Annotated in this window: 21 protein-coding genes and 1 pseudogene; 3 read left to right on the top strand and 19 right to left on the bottom strand. The window is 35.7% G+C overall.

Annotation, left to right across the window (positions count from 1 at the left end; genetic code table 11):
- Nucleotides 1–345 precede the first annotated feature (345 nt).
- From A3Q34_RS18855 to A3Q34_RS18805, 12 genes and pseudogenes are all read right to left on the bottom strand, one after another.
- Nucleotides 346–612 (bottom strand): hypothetical protein, encoded by a 267-nt coding sequence (locus A3Q34_RS18855; RefSeq protein WP_083278096.1) that lies wholly within the window; start codon nucleotides 610–612, stop codon nucleotides 346–348.
- Between the two features lie 171 nt (nucleotides 613–783).
- Entirely contained in the window at nucleotides 784–975 is a 192-nt protein-coding gene (locus tag A3Q34_RS18850) for a PspC domain-containing protein (RefSeq protein ID WP_070376741.1), read from the bottom strand.
- Between the two features lie 116 nt (nucleotides 976–1,091).
- On the bottom strand, nucleotides 1,092–1,310 hold the full coding sequence (locus A3Q34_RS18845; protein ID WP_070376740.1) for a hypothetical protein: 219 nt from the start codon (nucleotides 1,308–1,310) through the stop codon (nucleotides 1,092–1,094).
- Between the two features lie 117 nt (nucleotides 1,311–1,427).
- Complete coding sequence (locus A3Q34_RS18840; protein ID WP_070376739.1) at nucleotides 1,428–1,682, bottom strand: hypothetical protein; 255 nt, start codon at nucleotides 1,680–1,682, stop codon at nucleotides 1,428–1,430.
- A 178-nt stretch (nucleotides 1,683–1,860) separates the two neighbouring features.
- Nucleotides 1,861–2,109 (bottom strand): annotated as a pseudogene (locus A3Q34_RS18835) (transposase); the annotation flags it as partial.
- 183 nt (nucleotides 2,110–2,292) lie between these two features.
- Nucleotides 2,293–2,496, bottom strand: a complete 204-nt coding sequence (locus tag A3Q34_RS18830) for a hypothetical protein (protein ID WP_157471059.1) — start codon at nucleotides 2,494–2,496, stop codon at nucleotides 2,293–2,295.
- Nucleotides 2,497–2,802: 306 nt separating this feature from the next.
- Nucleotides 2,803–2,979 carry a hypothetical protein gene (locus tag A3Q34_RS20735; protein WP_197517618.1) on the bottom strand — a complete coding sequence of 59 codons (177 nt, stop codon included), beginning with the start codon at nucleotides 2,977–2,979 and terminating at the stop codon, nucleotides 2,803–2,805.
- A gap of 161 nt (nucleotides 2,980–3,140) precedes the next feature.
- The gene (locus A3Q34_RS18825) at nucleotides 3,141–3,458 is read right to left on the bottom strand and encodes a hypothetical protein (protein WP_070376736.1); all 318 of its coding nucleotides are present in this window, start codon (nucleotides 3,456–3,458) and stop codon (nucleotides 3,141–3,143) included.
- A 124-nt stretch (nucleotides 3,459–3,582) separates the two neighbouring features.
- On the bottom strand, nucleotides 3,583–4,050 hold the full coding sequence (locus A3Q34_RS18820; protein WP_070376735.1) for a hypothetical protein: 468 nt from the start codon (nucleotides 4,048–4,050) through the stop codon (nucleotides 3,583–3,585).
- A gap of 122 nt (nucleotides 4,051–4,172) precedes the next feature.
- Nucleotides 4,173–5,207, bottom strand: coding sequence for a S41 family peptidase (locus A3Q34_RS18815; RefSeq protein WP_070376734.1), 1,035 nt, complete (start codon nucleotides 5,205–5,207; stop codon nucleotides 4,173–4,175).
- Nucleotides 5,208–5,330: 123 nt separating this feature from the next.
- The gene (locus tag A3Q34_RS18810) at nucleotides 5,331–5,591 is read right to left on the bottom strand and encodes a hypothetical protein (protein ID WP_070376733.1); all 261 of its coding nucleotides are present in this window, start codon (nucleotides 5,589–5,591) and stop codon (nucleotides 5,331–5,333) included.
- Between the two features lie 130 nt (nucleotides 5,592–5,721).
- Nucleotides 5,722–6,264, bottom strand: coding sequence for a DUF4287 domain-containing protein (locus tag A3Q34_RS18805; RefSeq protein WP_070376732.1), 543 nt, complete (start codon nucleotides 6,262–6,264; stop codon nucleotides 5,722–5,724).
- Nucleotides 6,265–6,391: 127 nt separating this feature from the next.
- Here A3Q34_RS18805 and A3Q34_RS18800 point away from each other — a divergent pair, with 127 nt between their 5' ends.
- Nucleotides 6,392–7,546, top strand: a complete 1,155-nt coding sequence (locus A3Q34_RS18800) for an IS110 family transposase (protein ID WP_070374975.1) — start codon at nucleotides 6,392–6,394, stop codon at nucleotides 7,544–7,546.
- Between the two features lie 403 nt (nucleotides 7,547–7,949).
- Here the strand turns inward: A3Q34_RS18800 and A3Q34_RS18795 are convergent, their stop codons facing one another.
- From A3Q34_RS18795 to prsT, 4 genes are all read right to left on the bottom strand, one after another.
- Nucleotides 7,950–8,396 carry a hypothetical protein gene (locus A3Q34_RS18795; protein ID WP_070376731.1) on the bottom strand — a complete coding sequence of 149 codons (447 nt, stop codon included), beginning with the start codon at nucleotides 8,394–8,396 and terminating at the stop codon, nucleotides 7,950–7,952.
- 128 nt (nucleotides 8,397–8,524) lie between these two features.
- A complete protein-coding gene (locus A3Q34_RS18790) occupies nucleotides 8,525–8,893 on the bottom strand; it encodes a hypothetical protein (RefSeq protein ID WP_157471057.1) in 369 nt (122 codons plus the stop codon).
- 113 nt (nucleotides 8,894–9,006) lie between these two features.
- The gene (locus A3Q34_RS18785; protein ID WP_070376730.1) at nucleotides 9,007–9,651 is read right to left on the bottom strand and encodes a DUF4386 family protein; all 645 of its coding nucleotides are present in this window, start codon (nucleotides 9,649–9,651) and stop codon (nucleotides 9,007–9,009) included.
- A 279-nt stretch (nucleotides 9,652–9,930) separates the two neighbouring features.
- Nucleotides 9,931–12,762 (bottom strand): XrtA/PEP-CTERM system TPR-repeat protein PrsT, encoded by a 2,832-nt coding sequence (gene prsT / locus A3Q34_RS18780; protein WP_070376729.1) that lies wholly within the window; start codon nucleotides 12,760–12,762, stop codon nucleotides 9,931–9,933.
- 329 nt (nucleotides 12,763–13,091) lie between these two features.
- Between prsT and A3Q34_RS20730 the strand changes: the two genes are divergently transcribed.
- Nucleotides 13,092–13,877 carry a PEP-CTERM sorting domain-containing protein gene (locus tag A3Q34_RS20730; RefSeq protein WP_070376728.1) on the top strand — a complete coding sequence of 262 codons (786 nt, stop codon included), beginning with the start codon at nucleotides 13,092–13,094 and terminating at the stop codon, nucleotides 13,875–13,877.
- Nucleotides 13,878–13,890: 13 nt separating this feature from the next.
- On the opposite strand, the gene A3Q34_RS18770 is transcribed toward A3Q34_RS20730, so the two are convergent.
- Together A3Q34_RS18770 and A3Q34_RS18765 are read right to left on the bottom strand one after the other, a co-directional pair.
- Nucleotides 13,891–14,859: an NAD(P)H-quinone oxidoreductase gene (locus A3Q34_RS18770; RefSeq protein WP_197517617.1), complete on the bottom strand. Its 969-nt coding sequence runs from the start codon at nucleotides 14,857–14,859 to the stop codon at nucleotides 13,891–13,893.
- A gap of 57 nt (nucleotides 14,860–14,916) precedes the next feature.
- Nucleotides 14,917–15,186 (bottom strand): acylphosphatase, encoded by a 270-nt coding sequence (locus A3Q34_RS18765; RefSeq protein ID WP_070376726.1) that lies wholly within the window; start codon nucleotides 15,184–15,186, stop codon nucleotides 14,917–14,919.
- Between the two features lie 112 nt (nucleotides 15,187–15,298).
- Between A3Q34_RS18765 and A3Q34_RS18760 the strand changes: the two genes are divergently transcribed.
- A complete protein-coding gene (locus tag A3Q34_RS18760) occupies nucleotides 15,299–16,489 on the top strand; it encodes a class I SAM-dependent methyltransferase (protein WP_070376725.1) in 1,191 nt (396 codons plus the stop codon).
- Nucleotides 16,490–16,579: 90 nt separating this feature from the next.
- Here the strand turns inward: A3Q34_RS18760 and A3Q34_RS18755 are convergent, their stop codons facing one another.
- Nucleotides 16,580–16,879 (bottom strand): PilZ domain-containing protein, encoded by a 300-nt coding sequence (locus tag A3Q34_RS18755; protein WP_070376724.1) that lies wholly within the window; start codon nucleotides 16,877–16,879, stop codon nucleotides 16,580–16,582.
- Nucleotides 16,880–16,897 lie beyond the last annotated feature (18 nt).

Genomic DNA, 16,897 nt, shown 5'->3' with positions numbered 1-16,897 from the left:
TATTTTGCATTTATACTAATGCTACAATAATTAATAACCCAACCTTCACTCAAAAAAATGACAATTAAACTGTTTTGAAGGGTAACTTAAATAAGGTGTACAAATTATTTTTTAGATCTACAGGCAATAAAGGCAATATCACATTGAGTATGGAACCGCTTAAGTGATCCGATAAAATAGAGTCGTGACCCATTTTTAGCCTTAAAAATTTGAGCAAATTTAGCGTTTTTATACTGCCATGTTTAATCATTACTTTGCGTGAAAGCGCTATCCGTAGTTATAGAGTCACCTGAGTGAGTTAAAAAGTAGTTACCCACTCGTTTGATAGACTTATTACGTTCCCTCCTAAATCACACCACCGGTTTTCAAAATAATAGCCGTTACTGCCAGCAAAAAAGCGCCTGAATAAACCATTTTTCCAGAATATGCGGCTTTGTCCCAATTCATAGCACAATAAACTAATGAAAGAGGAAAACACAAAAATACAGACCAACCAAATAAGTGCTGTTTATTACCCAGAGCTACAATAGCAGCGAAAATAGAACCTATAACCAATAGCATTAACCCTATGGACCCTGTTAATAATGCCACTACTATAATGTTTTGAACCATACTAAACTCACACCTGTATTTACGATAAAAATAGAGAAATAATACCACGTTAGGAGCTAAGTCTGTTAGGCACAGTCAACTGTTATTTAGTGGTGCATTAATGCCTTGTAATGTAACTATGCTAGATTGGTGAAAAATAACTAATAGCTAACTCTATTGCCTTATTCGTAATTACCGGTTAGGAGGAGGCATCCACAAAGCTAATCCTGTGTATACAATAACAATGATCCCTCCAGTCAATAGTGCGGTGAGTAAAAAAGCGATTCTAACTTTATAGGGATTAATCCCCTGATATGCAGCTATTCCACCAGCAACTCCTGCTAGTATGTTTTTTTCTGATTTAGGAAGCTTACCAAAATCCATTTTTATACTCCTAGTTATATAACCCCTTAATAAGCGGAAAATAATGGCTGGCTATAATAGCGAAGCGATGGCCAGCTGTTATTTTCCGTTTAATTAGCTTATATGCAATTGAGCACCTAAACATTAGATGCGTTATGATTTGAAACATCATTTTTAAGTGCTAAAACTGCTAAAAATATTAAACCTAATGGTGGTATAAATGATAATAAAAAACCAATGAAGGTTGTTGTTTTAACATTTTGGGTTTTACGTTTACCGAGATAGTAACTTAGGCCACTAATTATGATAACTGATAGTAAAATTAACTCACCAACTATTGTTGCATTGATATTCATGCGAAACTCCTTTTTACATATAACGCCCAAATAAAAGACTAAAAATAGTGGGCTAAAATGGAGCGAAGAGAACAGCCCGCTATTTTTAGTCCTTGTTGATTTTCTTGTTGGGCTTATTTATCTAACTGTACCACTTTGTATTCCATCAGTGGTCATGCATGAACAAGCCAATCCAACTGACTGCAATGGAGTCGAGCAACTTCCTTCACCGTAAGAGCAGGATTCACCAAATTCAGTTGGTTGGCCCGCTACATTTTTAGGTTTAAATTCGTCAATAATACTTTGTCGAACTTCTTCATCCGATAATGCTTGATTTGATGAACAGCCGCTTAATAGAGCAAAAGGTATTATTAAGATAAACAGTCTTTTCATTTAAATTTCCTTTCTGAATGAATAATAAGTTTAGTTATATCGTATAGTTCAAATTAAAAAAAGCCTAACGAGCCTGTAGAATTACTCGTTTTTAAATTATTTTTAATCAAAATACTCTAACTGGATTGTTTTCTTTTAACAATCAAAAACGTTTACGTTTTTGGCGGTTTTTATTATTAGCGATACGGCGACTATTAATATATCTACGAGCGTAGGCAAACAATATGATTTTTAGCATCACGGCTGGGGAGTATGCTGCAGCACCTGTTTTATCATTATGATACCAAGCATCAAAACCTGATAAATCGAGATGATTATCAATAATATGCGCAAGCGCATATTCAAAAGTACCGGGAACAATTTGTACTGAAAAATCAATGGGAATGAATTTACTTTGGCAGGATAAATCGGGTTTGTAGTTCGCCATAACATTTTACTGTCAGTGAATAATATCTATTAGATCACGGAACAAGGTAAAAAAAAACAGGTTTAAAATAATAAAAGGGACATTGAAAATGTACCTTTTGGAGAAATTCTACAGCCTCAAAGCCTTACTAAGCGGCACGAAAGTGCTGGCTAAAATTGCGGGGAACAAGCGCTAACCAACTGTTTAGCGTCCGTTTGAATAACTTATAGTTCCCCTGTCATACTCAACCATAATAAAAGTACTACCTAAAAACAAGCTAATTGCAGAAACTAAAAACCACGGTTCATCATAAAAACCAATAAAAAGGCCAATAACTAATACCGCACAACCTAAGTCGATTGTGTATAGAGTAAACTGACTTATTTTAGGATAACGAGCCACAGACACTATTGCGACTATTAACGAAAACAGACCGACTAAAGTCACCACCGTAAGAAAGAATGATGGTAAATCTCAAAATGCACCGTGAGCAAAAAGAGCCAAACCAAATAAACACATACCTAACCAATGAATACTGGTTGGAATTACTAATGTGATGAGTACGACTTTCTTGAATTTGATGCTCATACTTCCTTGGGGCATTTAACGCCCCATTAAGATGCAAATAAAGGTTGGCTAAAATAAGCTAACGAAGTGAACAAAAGCTAACTGTTTTTTGTCCTTGTTTAATTTCTTATAGTTTTTACTTCCCGCTTAACTGAATAAATCTGATAGCCAGTCAAAAGTTAAAACTGTCGTAAAAACTTTTAGCCCGATTAAAGCTATAAATAGGAGTGATAGAGCTATTTTAACTTTAATACTTTGAATATTATTCCAAAATAGTAATTTAGCTTTAAACTCACTCTTTAACTCGTTGATAGAATCTTTCATATAAAGTCCCTATTATTCATGAATAGTTTTAATTTAAAACTAAAGTGCGATAACAACATAACGTCCACTTAAGCAGACAAAAATAGTTGGTTAGAATGTGTAAGAAGCGGAACCTAACCAACTGTTTTTTTTGTTCCGTTTTAAGTGCTTGCTAGGTGTTTTTACCAACCATGATTTTCAGGGTCTGTTTTCTCTCGAACTTCATCTGATAATTTGGACAGTAAAGTTTCATCTGCAAGCCCCTCGCTGCGAATAGCAATAAGTTGTACCAGCGCTTTAGAACGACTATGCCCATCGAAGAGTAGAGCCATTTTTTTATCACTATTTTGAAGTAATTTATACAATAAGAGGTATCTGTTATGAACATTAGATTTTTTATCAGAAATTACTTCTTGCGATTCTTTTAGCGCAAAAGTGCAGTACTTTTCAATAGCTTTATCCTTGATTTCTTTAAAAACTTTCCAATCTGATTCTTTCATATTGAATTCCTGCTGCCAAATTTCAATGAATACCTAAAGAGGCAAATTGTAGTTTGATAAAATGTGGAATGGAGTGAAAATAGCAAACTGTAAATTTTACCTCTTGAGCGCCTTATTATGTGTTTTATTCACCAAGCCAATTTAGCCTGGCATTTTGGTCAATTTTATTAAATTCAGACTCTGTCATCTTTCCACTAGCTAAATCGCCTTTAGCAGTCCGAATAATTTTTATATATTGAAATTCTGTTGCCGCAAGAATATATCCTAACTTTCTTTCCGTAATTTTACCGCTATGAAATTGGATCATCGCTAATTTTTTATTCCAAGACTGACCTTTTGGAGGATCAGGTAGTGAAAAATCAATCGAGAGCAATCTTTCATCTGATATTGTGTAACCTTTAGCAATTAAGTCCTTAGCGCATTCATATAACACATAATCAATAGAGTCTTGCAGGCCGTAGAAATGCCAATCAAAACCAGCATTACAACCACCTACTATTTTCCCTTCTTTATCACTAATATCGATTACTCTTTCAGCGCAACCTGAAAGAAAGAATAATAAGACTATAGTTTTAAATAAATTTTGATACATCGACTAACTCTTCATACCAACGCCCAAATAACAGGCGAAGTAATGGTTGGCTAAAATTGTGAGCGAAACGTAGCCAACGGTTACGTGTCCTTGTTAATTTTCTTATGGTGCTGGGTTAAGCCTCAACCTGCCTTTATTTTTTCTTTTGCTTTACGATATGTTTCTGCTGAACTCTTAGCTAAGGTGTGGGCTTTGTTAAAAGCATTGCTTGCTGTCGTTTCAATATTTGGCGTAACTCCTGTACCTTCCCAATTGGTTTGAGTGATAGGATTAATAGCACGACCTTTAGGAACATTAATACTAAAGTATTTATTTACTTTTATCGGTCCACCCGGGTTTGCACCACCGCCAGTACTTTCACCTACTATTGTTGCCCTTTTACGAGTCTTAAAGTTATAAGCAAACTCTTCAGCACCAGAAAAAGTATATTTACTTGTTAAAACAAATAACGGCACATCAGGCATACGTTTACCCGGTAATTCATCAAGAGTCCAAAACTCTTGAGTTCTATCCCCTTTCCTCCAATATAGACTATTTAAATGAGTCTTTTCACCAAAAAAGTAACTGCAAATATATTGCACCATTTCAGGTGAGCCTCCATCATTTTTTCGTAAATCAAAAATAATGGCATCTGTATTTTTAATAAGTTGTAATACACCATCAACTGTTGCTTTTGCTGAATCGAAACCACTAAAATATCGGAAATCAACATACCCTACATTACCTTCTAGTATTTTAATCTCTTTAAAGCCATAGTTCTCTAGTTGCTCCTGCTTTAAATATTCCAAATGCGGATTATTTGTTTGTTCTTGCTCTGAATAGGCTTTTTCAGGCTTGTTAACTCGAACTTCCATGTGTTTATCGTGGTTTATGTGTTGTAAATCTAAAGTTAATTTTGTTGCAAATTCATCAGCATTAATAATCTTATTATATTCTCCTGTTTTTAATTGCTTTTGAATATAAGTAGCATTTTTCTCTGCAACTTCAAGAAAAATGTAATTTTCAATAATGATCTGAGCAATACTTTCAACCACTTCTTTACGTTGTTCCGCATTTATTTCAAGATTTTTTGATTGAACAATCGAAGAAGATATTACGGTTGAAAGTAAAACTGATATTAATTTAAATAACCTAAGATGAGGTGTTGAGTAGAGCATGCAACTTCCTTATTAGATGGTGAGATATCAGGCACCATAACGCCACGTTAAGCAGCAAAAAATTGTTGGCTAAAATGGTGAACGGAGTGAAACAGCCAACTTTTATCTGTATTGAGTTGCTTGTTAAGTGCTAGAACTACCAACAACCTTATAGCCATTAGCTTCATGTTCGTTGACACATGCTTGAAATTTATTTTCTAATTTAATTTCATCAAACCAGCCAAGAGCATATGAATGACATTTAACTTTCATTTTTTCAGAATTAATTAATATAGCTTCTTTTTTTAACTCCGCAAAGCCTAGTGAATATGCTACCTCTACAAACTTTAAATTTACAAAGTATCCTACGATAACAACAGCTAAAACTAATATTAATTTCTTCAAAATAACTCCAAAACTTGATTATATAAATTACCAACGCCCGCTTAAGCGGAAAAATATAGTTGGTTATAATGTTGAACAGAGTAAAAATAGTCAACTGTATTTTCCATTTGAAGCGCTTGTTATGTTTTGACTAAACAGATGTTTCGTACGCTTTCGATAACCATTCGATAACTTCACTGTCAACGTCAGAGATATTATTTAGTTGTATTCTATGGGTACACATAGTGCCAAATGGCCCTGAACCTTCTAACCGCCCTTGCACTTTTACGTCTTTAAGTTTTAAACCCAAGTCTATTCTTGTTTTAGTTGCAGGCTTAATTAAAGCAAACTGTTTTTTTCTGATTAAACTTACACTTCCTTTTTTGGGTGTAATTACAACATCTTCACCGAAGTTTTTTATTACGAAGAGAAGCGTTTCATAAATAGGCTTAAGCGATTCTTTACCACTGTATTGATTTAAAACTAAATCTTCAGGAGGATTAGTCCTTTCTTTAGATAAAGTGACAATTGTATTTGCAAACCCATGTGTTACCCCATGATCTGTTTTTAAAAATTTCACAGCCATTGAATGCTTTTCAAAATTCTCTTTGTCCAAGATTTGAAGCCATTCTTCTAACTTTTTACCTGTTTTTTCAGACATATTTTCAATCATTTTTTGCAGCGATTTATCCATATACTCCACCTTTTAATTCAAAAAATAGACACAATGACCCCCCACAAGGTGCTAGCCTCTAAATGTGGGTTAGTTTTACAAACCAGAGCCATAATATATGTGTCAACATTATCAAACAGAGGCTAGCATGATAAAACATAACATACTTTTCATTGGCTTAGATACCCATAAAACATTTACTGAAGTCGCTTATATTGAAGACCAACGTGGCGCTAAATCAACTCATCTAGGTAAAATACTCAGTAATAAAGCCGCCTTTAAAAAACTCGCACGACAATTACAATCAAAATATCCAGATGCCACACTTCATTTTGTTTACGAAGCAGGTCCTTGTGGCTATTGGATTTACCGCTTTCTCACCAGCCTTAATCATTGTTGCTATGTCATCGCACCTTCTCTTATCCCTAAAAAACCAGGAGATAAAATCAAAACCGATAAACGTGATGCGCTCAAACTTGCAAAGCTGCTCAAGTCTGAAGACTTAACATCTATCTATGTCCCTGAGCCCGAAGATGAAGCCGTACGGGACTTATCTCGGGCACGAGAAACAGGCATGAAAGACTTAAAGGATGCTAAATATCAACTTAAAGCATTGTTGTTACGTAACAACATTAACAGCAAAATAAAAGATAACTGGTCATTACAACATTTGCGTTGGCTCGCTGAATTAGTATTACCTCATCCTTGTCAGCAAATTGTTTTGCAAGAAGCGGTTTTAACCATTACTGAACGACTAAAACGCTTAAAAAGGCTGGATAATGAATTAACACATCAAGTGAAAAACTGGCGGTTTTATCCTGTAGTTAAAGCGATACAGGCGCTCCGTGGTGTGAGGTTATTAGTCGCCACAGGAGTGATTGCCGAACTAGGTGACTTATCACGGTTCGACCATCCCAGAAAATTAATGAGTTACCTTGGTCTTGTACCAAGTGAACATTCAAGTGGCGATAAACGCCATTTAGGTGCTATTACCAAATGCGGTAACAGCCGTGCAAGACGACTACTGGTCGAAGGTGCACATTCGTATAAACACAACGCCAATATTTCAAAAGAAATGCAATTAAGACAAGAAGGCTTAAGCAAAGAAATTATTGATATGGCTTGGCAAGCTCAACTGAGGTTGTGCCGCCGCTATCAACGACTCATGCATAAAGGCAAACATCGTAATGTGGTCGTTACGGCCATCGCCAGAGAAATGATCGCTTATATTTGGGCTATTTCTCGCGAGGTAGTGCTACCAAAAATTGATGTGAAGCTAAGAATATCGAGAGTACCTGCATGAATAAAAGTTTTGAGTTAGCGCATGGGATCAAGCATCGGGTGTGGCACAATCACCGACGGCGTTAGGACGGCAATAGCCTAACGGCTATTGAACCGCGAACATAGACTGAAGACAGGTGCCACGACGAAATGAGTAAGGTAGGCGCTGCTAGCAAACAAGTTAGTAATCCACGAATATCAGCATGATAACCGACGAAATTACTTGCTTCATTCTATGCGTTAACTCACTTAATACTAAAAGTGAATACAATGGTTCTGAAATTAATGAACAAGGATCAGTGTATTTAACTTGACGTGGGGAGTCATACCAACGCCACCTTAAGCGGCAAAAAATTGTTAGCTAAAATAAGCGACCAAGGAGCAAATAGCCAGCTGTTATTTGTCCTGCTTGAATGGCTGATATTTTAAAATTTATAACCGATATCGAATGTTAAAGCCATCCCATTTTCTCGTTCTTTAGGTTTACCATTACTAAAAAACTCCATATGTTCATCTTGATTATAATAGCCAATTCCTGTGCCTAATACCCAGCCATCATTTTTAAAACCACTAAAATGATAATTATACGTTATAAATCCATATTCAGTATCCACACTAAAAAAACTTGTTAATTTTCCAACAGAAAAACCAACTGAATGATTTTCATTGTTTGAAAATGTAGATTGCATTCCAACAGATACACCTGGTAAACCAAGTGAAACAAAATATTTTTTATCATCTTCTTTAAAAGCAAATTGAGTTCCTATAATCCCGCTATATTGATACCCCCCTCCAACTGAAAACTCAAAATCACCTCCCCACGTGGATAAAGGCGTACAAGCTAATAAAATAATGGTTAAATTTTTAAGCATCTCCACTCCCATAGAATTTGAAATATAACGCTCATTTAAGGGGCTGATAATACTTTGCTATAATTGTGTAGCGAAACCGAGCAAACTGTCACAGTCCCGCTTTAAATTCTTGTTATGTGTATGAAAACCTAACTTTTATTTAGGCCAAGATCTAAATACGCGATAATATAACCGTACTCCTTGTCACTTAGCCTCTTATTTTTGTGTAATTCCTTAGCGTAATCAAAAGTCCAAGAGTTACCATTAGGTGATAAAGGTATACTTAAATCTATTTTTAATAAGGACTCATTGACAACTCGATGTCCCTTTTTTACAGCATTTTTAGCGCAATAACTTAAAATATACTCAACCGCATATTTATCGACTGATGGCTCCCAAGTATATTCAGTTTCGCACGCTATCTTATGCTCACCATCCGAAGTGATGTACTCAAGTTTTCCTCGAGTTTCGCAAGAAGCTAAAACGAGTACTAGTGATAATGAAAAGAACAGTCGCAATTTAATACTCACCTTGTGAAAAACATAGCGCCCATTTAAGAGGCAAAATATAGTTGGCTAAAATGTGAAGCGGAGCGGAACCAGCCATCTGTAATTTGTCCCACTTGAATAGCTTAGCTTTGAGGGCTAATAAGCATTGTCATACCTAGCCAAGAGAACCATAATATTTGGCCTAAGCCAAATATTTCTGTCAGTATTTCAGCAGGATAAATAGTGAGAATACCAACAGAACCAATAAATAGTCCTAAACAGTTTAACAATTTAGGTAGCTCAATAACTTTTAAGCCTACAACACTCAATAAAAGAACCCATAATCCTCCTACAACTTCGTTACCTCCCCCTAAACCTTCAACTATTGTATTAATAACTACCCAAAGAGTCATTGCTTGCTCTGCATTTTTGGCAGACAAATCGATTACAGCACCTAATCCTACATTTGCAATCATTCCACTTGCTATAACAAGGCCAACCCAAATAATACCGAAGACCGAAGCCATTTGTGATAAAACTGGAGCCTTGGTTTTCATCCGTTGATGGGTCGCTATAACTAATACCGCCAAAAAAAGACCAAAGGCGACATACATAGTGAAATTAACTATCGATAGAATTGTCTGATTATTAGTCAAAAAAATAAATTTTTGTGCATCATCAGCAGTTACAGGGTAATCCCAAAACGCCCCAAAAAAAATAAAAGCTGATATGTAAATGACGGCTTCAAAAAGTGCTGCAACGCCACCTATCTTTTGTAAGTTATTCACGACACTATCCTTGAAAAAATTTAAGTTAACACAATAGAATAGTTGTTAACTGCTTTACTATACAACAAAAGCTAACGCCCCATTGAGAGGCAAAAAATTGTTTGCTGAAATGTTTGAGGCACGAAAACAGCAAACTGTTATTTGTCCGTTTGAACGCCTAGTTAACAACTAGGACACAGCGATTTACGTACAACCCAAATTTATAACCATGTACTTGAGCATGGCGCTATAGTGTTCGAAGCCCTTTATCTGATTTGCTTTAGAGTATGATAATGATATTTAAATATCATTATCAGTACGTAGAGCATCAGCCCATAATTTCAACCATTGTTGAGCCTCTTTTTTCTCTGGAAAATCACGTTTACTATTAACCACTTCTAATAAGGTATTAAAAGCCTCTTTTTCTCGATTAAGCGCTTTGAGGGTTAACGCTAAATGATATTTAATTTCAATTTTAGAGTAATCTAGTGCAAGCGCTTGGCGAAATAGTGGCAGTGCTTTATCAAATTCTTGAGTATGATAATAAATCCAGCCAAGTGTATCGAGGGAATCAGGATGGTTTTTTGTAATAGCTAAAGACGCTAAACTATGCTTTTCTGCATCATCATACAAGGCTAAATTCAAAGCAGCAAACGCCGCATTATTATGCAATACGGCTTGTTGTGTATATTTGGTTAACAACAAAATATAAATATCGTAAGCTTTTTTCCACTGCTCATTAATCATATAAATTTCTGCTAGCGAAGAATTCATTAAAAAATTCATTGGCTCTTTGTTCAAATACTTTGTCAATAGCTGAGTTGCTTTGCTATTTCGTTTTTGTGCTTGATACACCAGACTTAAACCAACGACAATATTGTCATGATACTCATCTTGAGGTGTTGTTAATGCTAATGTCTTTTTATAACTCTTTTCGGCATTATCATATTGGCCAGACAAATAATAAGAATGCGCCAAAATCATCTGTAATTTAGTTGAATAACTTTCTAAAAAATCATTAGCAAGTTTAATCGCTTCAAGAGGTTTTTTCTGTTGATTCAAAAACTGACTTGCCGCCACTAACGGTATCTGCTTATTTTCAGACCAGGCGATAGACTTTTTATAGGCTTCAAGGGCATCATCTGGTTTATTATTTGCTTGGTAAAATTGGGCTATATAAAAATAGACCTTGCCTTTATCACCATCAAACTTTATAGCATTGTTGAAGCTTTGCAGTGCTTTGTCAAAATTGTTTTGTTGCTGATAGTAATTGCCTAGTAATACAAATAAATCAGCCGTTTTTTCATGATTCGATAAATAACTTTCTATTATTTCTATTGCTTCTACGGGTTCGCCTGCCGCCATGTAGCTAAAAGACAATTGTTTAAGTAAGTCTTTATTCTTGGGTTCTATATTATAAGCCTTCTTAAACCAAACGATTGACTCTTTAAACTGCCTGGTTTGAGTATAATTATTCCCTAAAGCGCTAATGAGTTCTTTATTATTTTCTTGTTTTAAAAGTGCTTGCTCTAATAATTCAAACGATGCTTTTATTTTGCCCATCCTAAGTAGGGTTTCTGCCAAACTAATCAGTGATTTAATGTGTAAAGCGTCAATACTAAGAGCATGTTCGAATGCTTGTTTTGCTTTATTATAATCACCCACTATTTGATAAATAAAACCGAGATGATGAAGGAACTCTTTATTATCTGGTTGTGCTTTAACTAATTTTTCAGCAAGCGCTACCGCTTTAGTCATTTGCCCTGACTTTACATAGGCTTGCACCAATAAAAAACTAATGGTTGACTGATACTCCGATGAAGCGTTGATTGAAAGCAAGGTATCTATGGCCTGTTGATACGCCCCCATATCAATACTATTTTTTGCTAACTGTTGCGAGGCAATCGATGAGTCAGGTAGTAATTCAATAACTTTTTGAAAGTAAAACTTTGCTTTCTCATATTGCTTAAGCTCAGAACTGACCAACCCTAAAAGAGAGATAACTTTAGGGTTATTTTCTTTTTGTAAATTGGCTTTATTCAATACTGACAATGCCGCGGTAAAGTTTTTCATGGCGATATGAATTGTCGCTGAGAAGGTCATTGCTTTAATATTCAAGCGATCAATATTTAAATAATTTTTAATATATTGATCAGCTGCTTCATAATTATTTTGCTGAAAAGCCACAACACTGGCCAAATAATAATAACTAGGGTTATTATCCAAGGTATCATTGTCAAGCGTTGACAATGATTCACTTAATTTTGAAAGTTTTTCCCTAGCATTTGAATTTTCGTCTTCTCTGGTTTCAATCATTGCTGATAAGAACATGGCCTTAGGTTCATAAGGGATAAGCTCAAGCACAGTTGCAATATCTTTTTTTGCGCTCTCGTATTCAATAAACTCTATATATAAACTAGCGCGTAAAATAAGTGCCTGAATATGATTAGGGTTTTCTAATAAAGCGTTATTTATAGCTTTAAAAGCAATATCTAATTCAGCTATATTTTGGTGGATACTCGCTTTTAATATCCAAGCATTCACTGGAGGGAAAAAACCACTGAGTACATCATCAACATATGTTTGTGCTTCATCATAGCGATAATAATTTAAAGCCACCTGCGCTAAACCTAATTTTGCATCGATATTAACCGCATTAAGTAATAACGCTTGCTGGTAATTTTCTGCTGACAATGATAACTGTCGCAAGCCTAGTTGTGCATGGCCTCTTAAAACAAAAATTTTGGCGGCGAGTATTTCATCTTGCACCTGTTTGTCTAGGTGATTGATGGTGTCATGGTATTTACCTTGTAGTAAATAAGCTTCCGCAAACAGCAAGAATGTTCGGTTTTTGTCTGCCCCTAAATTTTCAGCCAAATCGAGTTCAACTTCTGCAGTAGCCCCTTTGCCAAAAGCAATAAGTACCTCAGCCATTAAAAGCCTTGCCGCTAAATTATTGGGTTCTTTTTGGGTTAAGTTTTTAAGATGAATGAGCGCTTCATTATGGCGGTTATCTTTAAAAGCGATATTAGCTTGTTCAAGCACATTTTTATCATTCCCCTGAGCTACTTGCTGAAAAGTTATTAAAAATAAAAATAAAAATATTTTGGGTATAAAAACGTGACGCACCATTAACTTCTCAAACAATTTAAAAGACAAGGATGATTGTGCTTTTTATCAGTAAACATTTCAATAAAAACCATTATCTACTCGTTAATAAGATAAATATTGCGCTATAATATCTTCATGAAAAAGCAATTTATCAGCTTAAATTTATCAGCTTAACTATATTGCTTAACTATAATTCACTGTCAGGATATTTTACAACACTCTAGGGAAATAGGATAAAACTGGGCCTTAACGTCTGCATCATCTTGTTTTAAACATACATTTTTTTTACGGCTTAGTTATTGCATCGTAAAATAATATACAAAATTCATCATATAATTTGGAAGTTATGAATGACAATTTTCAGTTTTCTTAAAAATCACACAACAAAGCTATTAATAATATCATCACTAGCTTTAGTTTCATTTAATAGCTTTGCTGGCTATACCCAAGTATCTGCATTAATAACTGGGTATAATGAATGCAACTACTATGGAGACAATACTGAATCTAAATGCGTAATATCTGTGGTAGATGGTGCTAATGTTACACAGTATCTATCTAACATTATTGCCAAGTTTGAAATTATTGATGAAAATTCTAGTCAATCAATATTAGATAATTCCACATATACTGAATATGACCCATATAAGGACGACGTGGCAGAAGAGGATTGGGCGTTTTCTATTCCTGAAAATACAGAAGAAAACAAAACAGGTACTTGGACTTTCAACAAAGGCGTATATAAGTATCCGGATATACGTTTTTGGGTAGCAAAAGCAAGTAATGACTTTCGCTTGCATTGGCGAATTGAAGATAATAGTGTCAATAACTCTATTTGTGACGCTGGTAATGATGCTACAGATGGCACAAACTTAAATTATGCCTGTATGAACTTAGCTGCATCAGTAACCAGTGGCGATTGGGTTACTCCCCCTAAGGATAACAATGGAAAGAATTTTGGCTTGTCACACATTACCTTTTTTGGTGGCTTATGTGACAAAGTGGCTGGCTGTGCAGACGACTCAACTACTTCTGTACCAGAGCCTGCTAGTTTAGCAATTTTAGCTCTAGGTTTATTAGGATTAGGTGCTCGTCGTAAGCAACGAATTAAAACAAAAATCTCTACTAGTAACTAATTAACGTTAGTTATTAAACCATTAGTACTAACTTGCCGATATTACCATTCTCCAACATACGTTGATGGGCTTTATCGGTATTTTCCCATGAATAGCAAGTATCAATTACCGGTAATAACTGCCCTGCGCAAAGTAACTTGCCAAAGTCTTCTTTAAAGTTAGCCACTAATTCAGCTTTATAATCATTGCTCCTGTTTCGTAATGTTGAAGCTGTAATAGTGACTCGCTTTGAAAGCATCTTACCTATGTCAATTTTTTCGCAATAGCGGCCTTGTAAAATAGACAGAATAACAATGTGACCATCCACTGCTGCGACATTGATATTTCTCTGTAAGTAATCTCCGCCCACCACATCAATAATGACATCAAAGCCATCGTGAACGTTTGCTTTTTTCCATTGTTCAAAAGAATTTTGATGGTAGTTAATCGCAACATCTGCACCTAATTTTAAACACGCTTGGCATTTTTCTTCACTGCCAGCGGTCACAACAACAAAACAGTCTTTTGCTTTGGCAAGTGTAATAGCAGCACAGCCAACACCACTGGCACCAGCATGTATCAACACTGATTGTTTAGGTTGTAACTGGGCAATTGAGAATAGACTTTGGTAGGCCGTTAGAAACGTTTCTGCACAAGCTGCACCTTGTTCAAAAGTAAAGGTAGCAGGCAGATAAAATAACTGGCTAGACTTTATAACAACATATTCTGCGTAACCACCGCCAGCAACTAAACCAAAAACTTTGTCATTAATTTTCCAGTTATTTACCTCCCTACCACAAGCAACAATTTCACCACAAACCTCCAGTCCTAAAATAGTAGACTCGCCTTTAGGGGCTGGATAATTTCCTTGTCGCTGTAAAATATCGGCTCGGTTAACGCCAATAGCTTTTACACGAATTAAGCATTCATCTACCGAAAACTCAGGTATGGGTGTTTCAGCAAAAGTTAATTGCTCATCGGTTGTAACGTTAATATATTTCAAGAAAACCTCTAAATTGTAACCGCTTGTTCGTTTACGGGTAATTATCTAAACAGTAGATTAGCTAATCGCGAAAAAGTTATGTTGTTGCCATTTAACTTGTTTTTTCTCCATACTTACCACTTCAGCTTCTGGTGGTCCGTACGCCAGCCATGCTAACATTTTATCTACGTCTTTTTCTTCACCGCATATTAAAATTTCTACATCCCCATCATCCAAATTTTTTGCATAACCACTTAAACCATAATCAATAGCGACTTGTTGGCTAGACGCACGAAAATAAACCCCTTGTACTTTTCCGCTAACATGGGCGATATAACTAACATTCATACTTATTGTTCCTTAACGTAGACTGAAATAACTTAACGTGAAGATTGCACCCGAGCTTGGCATTGACTACACTCTGCGCAATTTCATTTACCAATTCATTAAGTATAGTCACATGTCAGCAAGAATTTATTTAAAAGTAAGCCGAGAGAAGTCTTTATTACGAAAACATCCTTGGATATTTTCTCAAGCGATTAATAAAATCAAGGGAAATCCGATGTTAGGCGATACCGTTGATGTCTTTGATCACAAGGAAAAATGGCTTGCTCGCGGTGCTTACTCGCCAGAATCACAGATTCGAGTTAGAGTTTGGAGCTTTAATGAAAATGAAGAAATTGACAGTGAATTTTTTCGTAAAAAATTAATAAGTGCTCAATCTAGACGTGAATGGTTTATCGAACAAGGCGGTTTAACCGGTTATCGTTTAATTGCTGGTGAATCTGACGGTTTACCCGGTATAACTATTGATAAATACGATAACTTAATTGTTTGCCAACTATTAAGTGCCGGTGCCGACTTTCAACGTTATACCTTAGTTGAAGTGATTAAAGAGCTCTATCCTCAATGTAGCATCTACGAACGCTCTGATGTTGACGTACGTAAAAAAGAAGGATTAGAGCCAATCACAGGTTGGTTAACAGAGCCACTTGAGTCAACCGCATGTGTGATTAAAGAGCATGGTTTATCGATTAATGTTGATATCGCAAAAGGCCATAAAACAGGTTTTTATTTAGATCAACGTGATTCTCGTGTGACTGCAGGTCGATATGCTAAAAATAAATCAGTCCTTAATTGTTTTTCTTATACCGGAACATTCGCCTTACATTGTGCAGCAAATGACGCTAAAGAAGTCATCAATGTTGATGTTTCTCAATCGGCACTCGACTTAGCCGAAGAAAATATTGCCCTTAATAACCTGCAAGACAAGAATGTTTCTTTTGTTAAAGCCGATGTATTTAAGTTACTCAGACAATATCGCGAAGAAAAACGTCAGTTTGATATGATAATTTTAGACCCACCTAAATTTGTTGAATCAAAAGCACAACTAACCGGTGCATGTCGTGGTTACAAAGACATTAATATGCTTGCTATGCAATTACTCAAGCCAAACGGTATATTACTGACCTTTTCTTGCTCTGGTTTAATGGAAGCAAGCCTATTTCAAAAAGTAGTTGCTGATGCCGCTCTTGATGCTCGTCGCGAGGTGCACTTTGTTGAGCGCTTGCAACAAGCTGGTGATCATCCAATATCGAGTAACTACCCTGAAGGTTATTATTTGAAAGGCTTAGTCTGCCAAGTAAGTTAGTTCACTTTTTGTGACTGTCTTAAAATAAAAAACGAGCACTTAGTGCTCGTTTTTTATGAGTTTTTTTATTGCCTAGTTAAGGCTCAGTCTTTAATCTATTTCGGCAATATTAATTCCAATTAAAAAGCACTCTTCACCCTCTTCGGTGACGCGTACTATTTTCCCTGAAACTTCCAACGGTTGAACATTGCTGCTCGCAGACCGCACACTAACTTTAACATGGGTATTAAGCTCTAAAGGATGCGTCATTTCAATTGCCATACCCGTCGCACTTAAGTCTCGACAAGTCGCTAATATTTGACTGTTCGCTTCATCGTCGATAATGGTCACGGTTACATCACTATTTAACATCATCCGATAGAAATCTCGTTTATCATCAAAGTTAACCATTACTACTCCATATTATTA

Origin of the sequence: Colwellia sp. PAMC 20917, assembly GCF_001767295.1 — a bacterium.
GTDB lineage: Bacteria > Pseudomonadota > Gammaproteobacteria > Enterobacterales > Alteromonadaceae > Colwellia_A.
The sequence above is the reverse complement of the archived record's forward strand: the minus strand, read 5'-3'. Positions and strand labels throughout refer to the sequence as shown.

What these genes read in the sequence shown, in the direction of transcription:
- A3Q34_RS18855 (WP_083278096.1), bottom strand. Translation starts at nt 612, where the DNA reads ATGGTTCAAAACATTATAGTAGTGGCATTATTAACAGGGTCCATAGGG.
- A3Q34_RS18850 (WP_070376741.1), bottom strand. Translation starts at nt 975, where the DNA reads ATGGATTTTGGTAAGCTTCCTAAATCAGAAAAAAACATACTAGCAGGA.
- A3Q34_RS18845 (WP_070376740.1), bottom strand. Translation starts at nt 1,310, where the DNA reads ATGAATATCAATGCAACAATAGTTGGTGAGTTAATTTTACTATCAGTT.
- A3Q34_RS18840 (WP_070376739.1), bottom strand. Translation starts at nt 1,682, where the DNA reads ATGAAAAGACTGTTTATCTTAATAATACCTTTTGCTCTATTAAGCGGC.
- A3Q34_RS20735 (WP_197517618.1), bottom strand. Translation starts at nt 2,979, where the DNA reads ATGAAAGATTCTATCAACGAGTTAAAGAGTGAGTTTAAAGCTAAATTA.
- A3Q34_RS18825 (WP_070376736.1), bottom strand. Translation starts at nt 3,458, where the DNA reads ATGAAAGAATCAGATTGGAAAGTTTTTAAAGAAATCAAGGATAAAGCT.
- A3Q34_RS18820 (WP_070376735.1), bottom strand. Translation starts at nt 4,050, where the DNA reads ATGTATCAAAATTTATTTAAAACTATAGTCTTATTATTCTTTCTTTCA.
- A3Q34_RS18815 (WP_070376734.1), bottom strand. Translation starts at nt 5,207, where the DNA reads ATGCTCTACTCAACACCTCATCTTAGGTTATTTAAATTAATATCAGTT.
- A3Q34_RS18805 (WP_070376732.1), bottom strand. Translation starts at nt 6,264, where the DNA reads ATGGATAAATCGCTGCAAAAAATGATTGAAAATATGTCTGAAAAAACA.
- A3Q34_RS18800 (WP_070374975.1), top strand. Translation starts at nt 6,392, where the DNA reads ATGATAAAACATAACATACTTTTCATTGGCTTAGATACCCATAAAACA.
- A3Q34_RS18795 (WP_070376731.1), bottom strand. Translation starts at nt 8,396, where the DNA reads ATGCTTAAAAATTTAACCATTATTTTATTAGCTTGTACGCCTTTATCC.
- prsT (WP_070376729.1), bottom strand. Translation starts at nt 12,762, where the DNA reads ATGGTGCGTCACGTTTTTATACCCAAAATATTTTTATTTTTATTTTTA.
- A3Q34_RS20730 (WP_070376728.1), top strand. Translation starts at nt 13,092, where the DNA reads ATGACAATTTTCAGTTTTCTTAAAAATCACACAACAAAGCTATTAATA.
- A3Q34_RS18765 (WP_070376726.1), bottom strand. Translation starts at nt 15,186, where the DNA reads ATGAATGTTAGTTATATCGCCCATGTTAGCGGAAAAGTACAAGGGGTT.
- A3Q34_RS18760 (WP_070376725.1), top strand. Translation starts at nt 15,299, where the DNA reads ATGTCAGCAAGAATTTATTTAAAAGTAAGCCGAGAGAAGTCTTTATTA.
- A3Q34_RS18755 (WP_070376724.1), bottom strand. Translation starts at nt 16,879, where the DNA reads ATGGTTAACTTTGATGATAAACGAGATTTCTATCGGATGATGTTAAAT.